Here is a 13,914-nt window from a genome sequence, read left to right as displayed (position 1 = left end):
CAATAGAACATGTATCCATCAAACGTAAGATGTGAACGAAGTTTTGCTTGTTATCATCGAAGCGATTACCATAATGGCCCGGTGGCTCAGCTGGTTAGAGCGCCGCCCTGTCACGGCGGAGGTCGTGGGTTCGAACCCCATCCGGGTCGCTTGCGAAAGCAAAATTATATATGGGATCTTAGCTCAGCTGGGAGAGCATCTGCCTTACAAGCAGAGGGTCACAGGTTCGAGCCCTGTAGGTCCCATTTATAACATGAGGACGTTTAGCTCAGTTGGTTAGAGCAATCGGCTCATAACCGATCGGTCCTGGGTTCGAGTCCCCGAACGTCCACTACGTTTTAAAATTAATATGGCCTGGTGGCTCAGCTGGTTAGAGCGCCGCCCTGTCACGGCGGAGGTCGTGGGTTCGAACCCCATCCGGGTCGCTTGCGAAAGCGCAAAATTAAATATGGGATCTTAGCTCAGCTGGGAGAGCATCTGCCTTACAAGCAGAGGGTCACAGGTTCGAGCCCTGTAGGTCCCATTGTCCAAAGGACATGCCGGCGTGGCGGAACTGGCAGACGCACAGGACTTAAAATCCTGCGGGACTAACCTCCCGTACCGGTTCGATTCCGGTCGCCGGCATTATTCAAAAAGCTTGAAACTGAAAGGTTTTAGGCTTTTTTCGTTTGTCTAAAAATGGACAAAAATTCTAGATGGACACAGTGGAAGAATCCAACGATCACATTTACATTGGAGGAAGAAAGATTGCAAAGAAGGTTACAGGCACTGTAAAACTGGGCAATAAAAAATATAAGGTTGTAAAGGGTGTTGTAAAAGCAACCATCAAAAAATAAAAGTATTTCATAAGGGTAAATCGAAATAAACTATCTTTCTGTGGAATGGCATGATAAAATAGAAACAGTATTTTTTAGGGAGGTTATGCTATGAAGCAGACAAGAAGTAAACAATTATGGCTGATGCTTGCTGCAGCAATGTGTATTTGCATACTGGCACTGATGGGTGCGGGCTCTTTATCAAAAGCTGATAATGCAGGACAGATGTATACATATAGTGCAGCAGCATCATTTGTATGTGATGCAAATGGTACGATCACCGCATACAAAGGAAACAAGAATGCGGAACAGATCATTGTACCGGCAACGATCAACGGCAGGACAGTAACAGGAATTAGCAATAATGTATTTAAGGGATGCGAGAAGGTTTCCCTGATCGCAGTTCCGGATACGATTGTAACGATCGGTGACCGGGCATTTGAGAATTGCCAGAGCCTTAGTACGTTGTATAGCTACAAGAAAACAACGAAGGTAACGGCGAATAAGACGGCAACAGCAACGGATGCGGCTGGCACTACAGGTACTGCAACGGAAAAAGGTGTAGTAGTACCGTATACAGATATGGGTGCTGTGTCGATTCCATCCAGACTGACCAAGCTTGGAACCGGAGCATTTGCAGGCTGCAGATCGATCGGCAGATTTGCAGTGCCGGAGTCAAATGCATACTTTACAACATATACATGGAATCCTGCAGATCCAAATCGTGCACAGATCAAGGGAAAAACGCAGGGAGAATTATTGATCAGCAAGGATGGTAAGATTCTGTATCGTATGGCATCCTTTAACTATAATGGCAAAGGACCATATACGTTTTCACCAAAGCTGACAGTGATCAATCCATATGCATGTGAGCAGAGCGGAATTACATGGGAGATCCGCATTCCGGATTCTGTGAAGACGATCGGTGATTATGCATTTTATAAATGCAACAATCTTGGAACCGTTTCATTTGGAGCCAAATCCAAACTGGAAAAGATAGGAGCTTATGCATTTGCATATAATAACAATATTCAGATCAAGCTTCCGGCAAGTGTAACATCTATCGGAACATATTCATTTGCATATTGTCCGAATATCATATTTGATATGTCAAAAACAAAGATTGAGGTAATACCGGATTATACATTTTATAATTGCCCAAACCTGAAGGATTTCAGAAAACCGGAAGAGAATGGTGGTTATGTAGGAATTGTTGTGCCGAAAACACTGAAGAAGATAGGAGCTTATGCATTCTATGGCTGTTCAAATGTAAATCAGGTGGTATTTAAGGGAACTACTCTGAAGTCCATCGGAACCGGAGCATTCCAGACCTGTGGCAACCTGCATGATATCGATATTCCGGAGGGTGTAACAAAGATTGCGAATGGTACATTTGATGGATGTCAGAATCTGAATACAGTTAAGCTGCCGGACAGTCTTAAGAATATCGGAGATAATGCATTTAAGAATTGCAATAATATCCAAGAGATGGTGATTCCAAAGAATGTATCCCATATTTCAAACAACAGTTTTGCAGGAGCAAAGCAGGATGGTATTGATACTTCAAAGAATCAGTATTCCCAGAAATTTATCAAGGCAGAAAAGCCTGCGGCAGTTGGAACAAAGTTCAAAGTTGGGAAATTGCGTTATAAGATTACAAAATCAGATGCCAAGAAGGGTACTGTGACGCTGTATGGAGCAAAGAAATCCGTAACAAAGGCAACAATACCTGCAACAGTTATGTATCAGGGCTATAAGTTCAAGGTTACTTCTGTTGGCGGAAGTGCATTCAAGAATTGCAAGAAGCTGAAAACCGTAAAGCTTGGTAAAAATGTAAAATCAATTGGCAAGAGTGCATTTTACGGATGCAAGAAGCTTGCCAAGGTTACATTGGATGCGAAGCTTACAAAAATTGGTGATAAAGCATTTGCCAAGTGTACAGCGATCAAGAAACTCACGATTCCAAAGCAGGTAAGCAAGATTGGAAGCAAGGCATTTTATGGTGATAAGAAGCTGAAAACAATCACGGTCAAGAGCAGTAAATTAAAGAAAACGACCATCGGAAAATCAGCATTTACAAAGATAAATAAAAAAGCAACGATCAGCGTGCCAAAGAAAAAGGTAAAGGCATATAAATCAGCTTTCAAAAAAGCCGGAGCTGCAAAGAGCGTTAAGGTTAAGAAAATAAAATAAAAATAGAAGTCTTCCGGAATGTTCGGAATATGGCAGATGCTATATAAGACATGAGATAAACAAAAGCCCCGCAGCAGGTATTGCTACGGGGCGAAGGAAGGGAATCTATGAAAAATGAAAGTAAGCAATAATTATAAAGTGTGTATCTGATATTCAGGTATGCACTTTTTTAGATCTGAGGACATTCAGTCGGAAACGCTTGCTCTGACCGCATTTCCGGTGATGTCCTCTTGGTTTTGTTTTCCTTTGATGGTATTTATATTACTGGATAAATGTGTTTATTCTATGTTCAGGATGTCAATGAATTGTGAAAAGAAAACATAAAAAATGCATGTTTTAATGATGCTAACGTGTAGTATAAAGTGATTTACAGGTCGCGTTCATTCGTGGTATGATAAAGAAGCCTGCAGGGAGCAGGAGAAACAAAAGGTTATGGAAAACGCAGGAGGAAAAGAAAATGGTAGTAGTAAATACAGAGAATATACCAGGAAGAGAGTATCAGGTACTCTCATTAGTAACAGGCTGTTGTGTTATGTGTAAGAATATCGGAAAAGATATCGGAGCATCCTTCCGTAATATGGTAGGCGGAGAGATGCAGGCATATACACAGATGATGGCAGAAGCAAAGGATAAAGCAATTTCATATATGATCAACCAGGCTATGAGCATGGGCGCAGATGCAATCGTAAATGTCAGATTTGCTTCAACAACAATTGTTGCCGGTGGTGCGGAGATCCTTGTTTCCGGAACGGCAGTAAAGTTTACAGCATAACAGATTGATTCACATACAGTGGTAGAAATGGAGGAGTATATGAAGAAGCCAAAACATGAGCTGATGACATTTGTTGCCGGGATCGTGATGCTGGTGGCAGGGTTATTTATCTTATCACAGAAAGTAATCGTATCGTCCAGTTTCTTTTCTTCATTTGGAGGGATGTCCATCTGGGGAGCAAGAATCAGTTCAGGAATGGTAGTGATTCCATTGATCATAGGAATTGTCTGGATGTTTATGACAGATTCCTTTGCATCAAAGGTTTTTTCGGCACTTGCAGGACTGTTGATCGTCATCATGGTCATTCTGACAACAAATATACATTTGACGACCATGACTTTATTTGACTGGCTGGTTATTCTGGTGTTGATCTTTGGAGGACTTGGATTTATCGGAAGGATTCTTTTGGCAGACAGAAAAAATGAAGAGGTCGATCCGAGAGAAGAAATGTACAGAGAAATGTATGGGGAACAGACTGATAAAAAGTCAAAGAGAAGAAAAAAATAATCCTTTGGTGTATTCCGTTTGAAATGGGAGAATATAAAGGGAAAGACTATTACAGATATTATATATATTAAGAAAGAGATGAGTGATATGCCTTATTTTTATTTTGACCCAACGTATATATTAGTTCTGATCGGAGTTGTTCTGTCACTGATCGCATCTGCTCAGGTGAAATCAGCATATAAGAAGTATGAGAAGGTATCGACCAGATCAGGATTTACTGCAGAACAGGTAGCAGCGATGATTCTCAGAAATGCCGGAATCACAGATGTAACGATCCGCCCGATTGCCGGAGAATTAACGGATAACTATAATCCAAAGGATCATACCTTGAATCTGTCACAGAATGTATATGGTTCCAGATCGATAGCGGCAATTGGTGTAGCAGCACATGAGTGTGGTCATGCGATCCAGCATGCGGAAGGATATGCGCCGCTTGGTTTTCGTTCAGCGATCGTGCCGGTTGTAAGCATTGGTTCTACATTATCATGGCCGTTGATCCTGATCGGTTTACTGATCCCAAGACTGGATGTATGTATCACACTGGGAATTCTGTTATTTTCATTGGTCGTTGTATTCCAGTTTGTAACCCTGCCGGTTGAGTTTAATGCATCAGGCAGAGCAATTGCTATTTTAAGAAATGGCGGATTTATGACAGAAGAAGAACTTGGTGGGGCCAAGAGAGTGTTAACTGCTGCAGCTCTTACTTATGTAGCCGCAATGGTAACTGCAATCCTTCAGCTTGTTCGTTTGCTGTTACTTACAAACAGAAGAAGATGATTAAAAAGTAAATATCTAATATTTCGGAGTGCACATTTATGGGCATGCCGGGATATGATATGAATGTAACCGGAAGCTGAAAAAATGTGGTATTGAATGATACCGGTTTTCAGCTTTCCGGTTATTTTTTTGTTTTATGACAGGATGAATATGGAGAAATGGATGCACATATATGAGAATAATTTTCGGGTTGCAGAAGCGTATAGTACAAAATATACAAATAATTTGTTAAAATTGGTAAAAATAGCTAAAAATATGTTGCAAAATTGTGAATAGTATTTATAAAGCTAATGTGCTACAATATATATGGTGTGATAAATTTGGATAGTTTCTCACAAAAATAATACGGATTTGTGCAATAATTTAGAAGATTACACAAAAATATGCCCAAGGTATCACAACCGGAAACATAATGACATTGCCAGTTATCCCAAGGGGTTGGATAACTGGCAATTTATAGTATATCAATGTATATATAGGAATTGGCGGGATGCGGTTCCAGACAGCGGTGAATGGAGGACAGAATGAGAAAACGAAACATGAGAGGATATGTAGCGGCACTGGCGATGATGGCAGGACTCTGTATGACGCAGGGGCTTTCTGTACAGGCAGCGACAGATGTGCAGGGCGACAGCGGATCGGATCAGGAATATGAGGCAGCAGATCCGTCAAAGGGAGTTACCTATGTAAAAAATGATGCAGGAAGTACAATGGGAATTGATCTGAATGGTAATTCTGTTATTATTCGCAAATCTGACAAATCGACATCACAGAGTACATATATCAATATTTATAATGATAAAAACAGGAATGGAGAGCTGGATGAAGGCGAATCAGCATTTGAACTGGATGGAAGTGCTGATATTCTGTATCCGGGGATGCCTGTTTACGGATTATATGAACAGAAGTCAGATCGGCCACTTGCGATCACATTAGATGGTGTAGAGCTGGGATCGGTGTATGGCGTATACGGAGGCTGTATTGAGACAGAATCTGACAGTGCTGCATTAATTGTGCGGGCTTTGAATGAGGCTGATCTGAAAGTATTAACCGCAGCAGAGAAATCAGAGGTAAAAGGAGATGTGGAACTTCAATTTGTAGATACATCGGTAAGCAGTGGGCCGCTATATATAGGAAAAACTGCTCAGATCAGTGGAAATGTGTCCTTATCCCTGAATGGCGGATCTTATTATATGATCAATGCACTTGCATCAGGAAGTACTGTACAGAAGAATGTGGATGTGAAATTACGGAATGTTAGTTTTACGGGGACTGATACATCCGGAATTGTGCTTTCCGGCAGTACAGTAAATGGTGATGTGAATTTTGATGCTGATGGGATCAATGTAAGCAGTCAAAGTGAATTTCATGTATTAAATTCAGGTAGTGCAAATAATCTGACTGTGTCATTAAAGAATTATATCGGAAAAGGCTGGACATTTTACGGCACGAATAACAGTGCCGTAAAGGGAGATTTGGATCTAAAGATCCTGGGCGGAAGCGGAACCTTTGCAAATATATATGGCACCTATTCGTCAGGCATTTATGGACATGCATCTATACAGATTGAGGGTTGTATCTGTTCCGGGGCGATCATGGGAAGTAGCTCCGAATGTTCATTTATCAGTCGGGGAAGCGCAAAGGATGGGTATACCGTTGATGTTGCAATAAAGAATTGTAAAGTAAACGGTATCGTGTATGGCCTGAGCGGTGTAAAGCAGATCTATTCTTTGAAACTTACCATGCAGGATATTGATGGTGGAAGTGCAAGTATATATGGTTATCAATCCGGTTCTGCGAATGTGACCGGTCCGGCTGATATCAGTCTGGATAACTGTAAGGGATACAGTATCTATGGTTATTCAGGATATACTTCTGAAAACTATAAGACCTCGGCTGCACAGAAGATCTCAGTGACCAATTGTACAGCAAGCTGGTCGATCTATATAGTATATAGTGGTTATTTCGGAGATGACTGTATTATTAACAGTTCAAAAAATATCTGGTCTACATATACTGGCTTTTATTATGCGAAAGCAGATAAGAATGTAATGTTTACATCTGCACATGAAAATGACAGTACAATCCTGGATGAGAATGGTCAACCGGTGATCGATTCAAATTCGTCTGCAGGTTCGAGTACATATTATATGTTGCAGGGAGCAACAATAAATGGAGATTTTACAGCAGATGTAACAAGTATTCGTTGTAAGGCAATGCAACCGTTAAGTTCATCTACGATTTATGGAAACTCTGACTTTACTATAAGAGACAGTGAAGTATTTGGAAGCTCTAATGATACAGTCCAATTTGCTTCTTATGCGACATCGACGGACGAACATCATGTAAATGTACAGATTGAAAATACGGACTTCAGTGCCATGAGTTCACTTCGGTTCAGTAATACTCTGGCAGATAATACAAAACTTACAATGACAGTAAAAGATGATTGTAAACTGCCATCCACATGTTATGTTATTCCGAATACAAATGAAACCGGTTCTGCAATCATAACGATCGGAAACGATATCTACTATGGTGGAACGGTTGTATTGAATGAGGATGTTTCTGCTGACAATGTATATTTTGGTAATTATGCAAATTATTCAACTGCGCTTGCGATCATTCAGGTTTCAGAAAATGTCACAGTAACAGCAAAAGAGCATTTGTATATAACATCGTCTACCAAGCTATTGAATAAGGGAACGATAAAGGCAAATGCAATAAAGAGCCTTACGTCTTCAAATCCAAAGATCTATCTGAATGGCGGACAGATCGATGCAGAAGAGAATGCAGCGGAGATCTATTATCCAATAAAACTGGCGTACAATAAAAATGCGGGTGCTGTTTCTACCGGATCGGGGGAAACAATCTCATTAGATCCCGGTGTGTATTATGGAAAAAATGAACAAAGCATCAGTGTTTATATTTCAACTTCCATCGGATACCAGATGAAATCGGCAATTGTAAAGAAAGATTCGGAAACAACGGGTTCCGAACTTGCAGTATCGGGTTATAATTACAGTTTCGATATGCCGGATGAATCGGTAACGATCGTTGTAACATTCGAAGGCCTGCCGATTACGATAAAAAAAGCGGCAGCAGATCCTTGTGCTGTTATAAATAAAGAATATACATCCGAGGCACCATTATACGATCTGACCAGACTTGTGATCATCAATGATGCAAAAGAAGGTACAGTACAATATAAAGAAGATACTACATATGATCTTCCACAGGGACTGAAGATTGAAGATGGAAAGATTATTGGAACACCTACGGTATTATATGAAAATGGAAAACGGACCGATATTCATGTAACAGGTAAGAACGGAACGGAAGCAGTATTAAAACTGAATGTGATCGTTTCAACCAAACAGCAGGTACAGGAAAGTACCAGTGAGAGGTTGACGATTGACGAAGAGAAGAAAGAAATCAATTTAAATGGTACTTCAGCAGTTATTCAGGAGATGAAGCTGGCAGATGGTACTACAGTTACTGGAATCTATGCGGATGATGACCAGGATGGTAAACCGGATGGAAAGAGTGCTATGTACAGTGCAGATCTGTCTGATTATGTGATCAAGGGAGTTGACAGACAGAATAGTGACCGATCAGTCAGAATCACCATGTTAAGTGGCTCTGTGGGTACGATATATGGCGCGTATAATTCTCAGATGTCATATACAGACAGCGATGCGGTTGTCGTTGATGTTCAGGGAGGTACCGTAAATAATGTATATGGACTGGGATCCGGAGCTTCATTAGATGGATGTGTAGCTGTTAAAACAGGAAAAAATGCAACAGTTGGAACTGCAGCTATCAAGGATGCGTCATATGCATTCTTCGCAGGCTCTCTACTTGATAAAGCAGGAGCAATCACATTGGATAAGAAATATGTGATTAATGAGTTATTGAGTGGAGATTCTCTGGTAGTAAAAGAATTTGCAACGATCATAGCGAATGCACGAGTTGAGCTTACAGGAACATTCACATTGGAACGTGGAACAGAATGTACGATCAATAAAGGCGTAAAAGCAGATAAGTTTACAACAAATGGCAATTTATCAAAGATCTGGTTCCATGATAACTGCGAATTTGGATCATTTGAACCAAATTACTGTTGGGTAACGATAGAGGAAGATGCAAAGCTTACTGCTGATGACATCAAGGCACAGAATACATCCGGCAAGATCATTCATAAGGGCGTTGTATCCGGTAAGACATTCAACAGTACCGCGAAATGGCTGGTGATCGGTTCTTTTGCGGAAGATACAGATATCAGTGACTGGTCGAAACTGTATTTTAAAGTAACGGCAACATCGAATATGGAAGGTATCACCGGATATTCATCTGCTGAGGATTTTGGATGGAGCGACAGCGAAGATGGAAATGGACTTGACTATTATCTGCCGGGTAATACGACTCAGAATATTACTTATGTAGATGTTCCGGGATATACAGCAGTACTTTCGGTAAATGGCGGAGAGGCTGTTGAGGGAGATGCAAACGGAAGATGCGCGTTGACGTTTCCACAGGAGAAGTCAGAGATATATGTGGAATATATAGCAAAGCAGATCACATGTACAAAACAGTATTCGGATCCGGTCGTTGTAAAAGATACCGAGTATACAGCAGAAGATCCGGCATATGATCTGAATCAGTTAAAACTTGAGAACGATACATCTCTTCGATACGGATCAGCGAAAAAGTATAGGATCAAAGCCGGTTCCAAGCTTCCGGACGGATTGATTCTGCAGGATGGAAAGGTAGTTGGTACACCTGCTGATACAGCAGAAACGACAGAAACGGTTTTCCGCATTACAGGAAGAAACGGTTCTGAGGCAGAGTGTAAGGTAGTATTTACAGTAGAGGAAGCAGGATATAAGGTAACGGATCTGACGAAGGAACTGGATGTAAAAGAGTATAGCGATATTGATCTGAAAGGACATTCCGTTGTTATCATGTCGGATGCATCCGATGGCTCCGGTAAAAAAGTATCGATCTATCCGGATGATGATCATGATGGTGTTGCCGACAGCGGACGGGCATTAAAAATTGGTGGAAAGACATCTTATGATCTGAGCAGCCGGTCGATCTATGGATATAAAGATAATACACCTTATGAGGGGAATATCTCTATTTATATGTATGGTGGATCCATCGGTGGTTTGTTTGGCGCGGGTACATCAAGTAAGGGAACTGCTCAGGCGAAGGTAGATGGTACAGTCAGTCTGTATGTGAAAGGCGGAACAATTTCTTATCGGACTGCAGGAGCATATAATGCAGATGTAAAGAAAGTGGAACTTTATGCGACCGGCGGATCTTTCTATCAGTATGTTTACGGTTTGCAGGAGGCAAGTGCAGATGATCTTGTATTCCATTTTACAGATAAGGCTCATATGGCGCAGACACCATTCGGAGAGACCTATAGCATGTATTTTGCAAAAAGCGGAACTGTAAGAAAGAATGCAGATATCAGGATCGGTGCAAGTGGCAGTCAGGTAGCATTTGCAGATTATAAAAACAGTATGATATCAAATAAGAGCAATTCATATGGATTTTATGAAAGTACGATTCAGGGAAATGCAACCTTTGATGTTGTTGGTAACTGGAGTCTTGGCAGTAAGAGCAAGAGCTGGTTCTTAAATGATTCGACCGTTAAGGGGAATGTGGATATAACACTGGATACCACATCATTTGGAATCAGTAACTCAACCGGTACAAATCTGGGAGGAAGCGTTCTGGTATACAAAGGATCTGTAGGAAATATAACAGTTACAGATAAAACAGGATGCAGTAACTATGTTGTAGCGGCGCAGTGTACTGTTAATAATATAGTTGGAAAACGTACAGTGGCCGGAACATCCAGAGGTATTGTGACATACCTGTATCAGGATAGCAACTATACATTAAATGGCGGATTATATGCTGAAGATTATCAGGATGTATATGTTGGCGGAACTTATACGATTAATAAAGATGTAGCAACAAGAGATCTGCATGTACTGAACAAGTCGGATATTACAATAGCAGAAGGCACTACGGTTACATATACAGGAGATGCAGAGCTGAATGGATCGATCACCAACCATGGTTCATTCTACTGCAAAGGAGACAAGTATTCTGATACAACAGTATCAGGAACATTTACCAACACAGGTGATGTGACATTGTCAACTGCAACGACATTAACAATGGATACAACAGCCAGATTTATAAATAAGGCGGATGCATCATTGTGCTTTGGTAAACTGAAAAATGAAGGAACTATTATCAATGAAGGTATTCTGGATCAGACTGTAAATGCAGCCTCTATAGGAGATGGATATATCCTTACATCTACCAAACCGGATATGTATAGAACGTATTCAAATATTTACTATAAAGCAGAACTGGAATATCCGGAATTCTGTTTTGCAGAAAGCACAGATGCACCTGTTTCATTAGCTGCATCCACGGGATCAAATATGAAGACTACGGGTATAGAGGGAGATGGTTCTGTTTATATCAGAGGTGGAGCAGCAGTAAGTGTAACTGTAACAGGTACACCGATCGATGACCTGACAGTGGATGCAATCAAATATGGTTCTTCTGACAGCTCGATGACAAAGAGTGATGATGCAAGCTGGACAGCAAATATGCCATATGAACCAACTGTATTTACCGTAAGTATGGCAAGCGATACAGCAACAGCGATCACACTGGATAAAGAAGAGGATTCTGTAGATACAGCTGTTGTAGGCGTTACGACAACAGCGGATCAGCCGTTATATGATCTGACAGCTTTAAAAATCTCAAATGATATTGACAGTGCGACAGCAAAGGTGACATATTCATTGGCAAAAGGATCGGTTCTTCCTTCCGGTCTGGAATTAAAGAATGGAAAGATCTATGGAACACCAAAGCAGGCTTCTGATTCATCACAGATCGTGACCGTTAAAGTATGTGGAAAGAATCAGACAGTTGCAGCATTTAAACTGACATTTACCAAGGTTGCTAAAGGAACTCCTGTTATGGACACATCGAACGTATGTGTTGGCATAGCAGGTAAAACATTGGAAAGTGTAACGCTTCCGGCTGCAAAGAAAGGTAAATATCAGTGGGTTGATAAGACAACTGTGATTGAAAAGGCAGGAACAGCGGAATATGATGCATATTTTATTCCGACAGATATTACAAATTATGACTGGAGCAAGGCAGATATAGCAGAAGATGCTTATGAAGTGCTGGCAAATGGATCTGTAAGGATTAAAGTAAAGATTACGGTGAAAGCAGACAAACAGATTCCGGAATATAAGGTTCCGACAGATCTGAAGGGAATCTATGGACAGACACTTGCAGATGTAACAATTCCGGAGACAGAAGGTGGAACATTTGCATGGGTGGATGACCATATGTCTCTTGGAGAGGCAGGAAGTCGTTCATTTAAGGCAACATATATTCCAAAAAATGAAGATGTCTATGAGGCAGTACAGGATGTTGCAATTACTGTAACAGTTGAACCGGCAAAAGCGGGATTCACATCTGCGATTGATACATTAACTGTGAAAAAGGGAACTGTGTTAGGTGATGTGGAACTTCCGGATGTTGACGGTGGTTATTATTACTGGTATACAGCGAAGACAACCGTTATAAATGAATCCGGAGATTACAAGGTGTGTTATAAGCCAAATGATATTACAAATTATGATTGGACAGAGAATCCTGGATGGAGTAATGCTCATAAGGGTATTATCGTGACAGTGAAGATAACGGTGCAGAGTGAACATGCACATACACTTGCATGGAAATCAGATGCTACACAGCATTGGCAGGAATGTGAATGTGGTGAGAAGACAGAGAAAGCTGCTCATACATTTAATGCAGGTGAGATTACAAAGGCGCCGACAACGACTGCAACAGGTATTAAGACATACGAATGTGAGGTGTGTGGATATCAGAAGCAGGAAGTCCTGCCGAAGAAGGAAGATATCACACCAGGTAAGCCAACCCCGACACCGGATAAACCAACACCGACACCGGATAAACCGGTGGTAACAGATATCAGTAAGGCAGCAAGTAAGACAGTTATTTCCGGAATTAAGTCAACGGTGACCTATACAGGAAAGGCGTTAAAACAGAGTAAACTTACAGTTACTGTCAAGGGCAAGAAACTGTCAGCTAAGACGGATTATACAGTTAAGTATAAGAATAATAAGAATATTGGTAAGGCAACGATCACTATTACCGGTAAGGGTAATTATAAGGGAACCGTAAAGAAGACATTCCAGATTAAAGTTTCCAAGAAGAAGGCGTATGTTGTCAAAGACATTAAGTACAAAGTAACCAAGGATGCAAAGAATGGAAAAGGTACTGTAAAGGTAGTTGGAAGTACAAAGAAGACGAACAAGAAATATAAGAAATTGAAAATTGCAAATACTGTTCAGATCGGTGGTGTGACGTATAAGATTACTGCTATTGAAAAGAAGGCATTTGCAAATTATAAGTACCTGACTAGCGTTCAGATTGGTGATAAAGTTACAAAGATTAGCGATCAGGCATTCTACGGATGCAAGGCACTTACAAATATTGAGATTGGTAAGAGTGTGACTACGATTGGTAAGAGTTCATTTGCGAAATGTACAAAACTGAAACAAATTACCTTTAAAACAAAGAAACTAAATAAGGTCGGAAAGAAGGCATTTAAGGGAATCAATAAAAAAGTAGTTGTAAATGTGCCGAAAAAGCAGTATAAGAAATATGTAAGTCTTATGAAGAAAGGAAATGTTCCATCAAAAGCAACTTACAAAAAAGTAAAGTAGAGTATCCAAATACATATGACTATGTATATGGAAGGCGATAATTACA

The 13,914-nt window shown here is 40.6% G+C and carries 6 protein-coding genes and 6 tRNA genes; all 12 read left to right on the top strand.

The window, feature by feature from the left end:
- Positions 1-75 precede the first annotated feature (75 nt).
- The 12 genes from WKT03_RS10070 (at position 76) to WKT03_RS10015 (ending at position 13,868) form a co-directional block, all read left to right on the top strand.
- Positions 76-149 (top strand) — tRNA-Asp (locus tag WKT03_RS10070).
- Between the two features lie 23 nt (positions 150-172).
- A tRNA-Val gene (locus WKT03_RS10065) sits at positions 173-245 on the top strand.
- Positions 246-257: 12 nt separating this feature from the next.
- Positions 258-331, top strand: a tRNA-Ile gene (locus WKT03_RS10060).
- A gap of 20 nt (positions 332-351) precedes the next feature.
- Positions 352-425: transfer RNA gene (locus tag WKT03_RS10055), tRNA-Asp, on the top strand.
- A gap of 25 nt (positions 426-450) precedes the next feature.
- Positions 451-523 (top strand) — tRNA-Val (locus WKT03_RS10050).
- 15 nt (positions 524-538) lie between these two features.
- Positions 539-624, top strand: a tRNA-Leu gene (locus WKT03_RS10045).
- A gap of 71 nt (positions 625-695) precedes the next feature.
- Positions 696-836, top strand: a complete 141-nt coding sequence (locus WKT03_RS10040) for a hypothetical protein (protein WP_181983923.1) — start codon at positions 696-698, stop codon at positions 834-836.
- A gap of 90 nt (positions 837-926) precedes the next feature.
- Positions 927-3,008 (top strand): leucine-rich repeat domain-containing protein, encoded by a 2,082-nt coding sequence (locus WKT03_RS10035; protein ID WP_340391789.1) that lies wholly within the window; start codon positions 927-929, stop codon positions 3,006-3,008.
- A 457-nt stretch (positions 3,009-3,465) separates the two neighbouring features.
- Positions 3,466-3,780, top strand: coding sequence for a YbjQ family protein (locus WKT03_RS10030; protein ID WP_021943703.1), 315 nt, complete (start codon positions 3,466-3,468; stop codon positions 3,778-3,780).
- Positions 3,781-3,819: 39 nt separating this feature from the next.
- Complete coding sequence (locus WKT03_RS10025; protein WP_021943702.1) at positions 3,820-4,287, top strand: hypothetical protein; 468 nt, start codon at positions 3,820-3,822, stop codon at positions 4,285-4,287.
- Positions 4,288-4,374: 87 nt separating this feature from the next.
- Positions 4,375-5,064, top strand: coding sequence for a zinc metallopeptidase (locus WKT03_RS10020; protein ID WP_117785207.1), 690 nt, complete (start codon positions 4,375-4,377; stop codon positions 5,062-5,064).
- 524 nt (positions 5,065-5,588) lie between these two features.
- On the top strand, positions 5,589-13,868 hold the full coding sequence (locus WKT03_RS10015; protein ID WP_340391785.1) for a leucine-rich repeat domain-containing protein: 8,280 nt from the start codon (positions 5,589-5,591) through the stop codon (positions 13,866-13,868).
- Positions 13,869-13,914: the final 46 nt, after the last annotated feature.

This window comes from Coprococcus sp. HCN-4056 (genome assembly GCF_037892645.1).
Lineage (GTDB): Bacteria > Bacillota > Clostridia > Lachnospirales > Lachnospiraceae > Coprococcus > Coprococcus ammoniilyticus.
Note: the sequence above shows the minus strand (reverse complement) of the source record. Positions and strands in the feature narration are given on the sequence as shown.

Coding starts and splice junctions, on each gene's coding strand:
- WKT03_RS10030 (WP_021943703.1), top strand. CDS start 3,466: ATGGTAGTAGTAAATACAGAGAATATACCAGGAAGAGAGTATCAGGTA.
- WKT03_RS10025 (WP_021943702.1), top strand. CDS start 3,820: ATGAAGAAGCCAAAACATGAGCTGATGACATTTGTTGCCGGGATCGTG.
- WKT03_RS10040 (WP_181983923.1), top strand. CDS start 696: ATGGACACAGTGGAAGAATCCAACGATCACATTTACATTGGAGGAAGA.
- WKT03_RS10035 (WP_340391789.1), top strand. CDS start 927: ATGAAGCAGACAAGAAGTAAACAATTATGGCTGATGCTTGCTGCAGCA.
- WKT03_RS10020 (WP_117785207.1), top strand. CDS start 4,375: ATGCCTTATTTTTATTTTGACCCAACGTATATATTAGTTCTGATCGGA.
- WKT03_RS10015 (WP_340391785.1), top strand. CDS start 5,589: ATGAGAAAACGAAACATGAGAGGATATGTAGCGGCACTGGCGATGATG.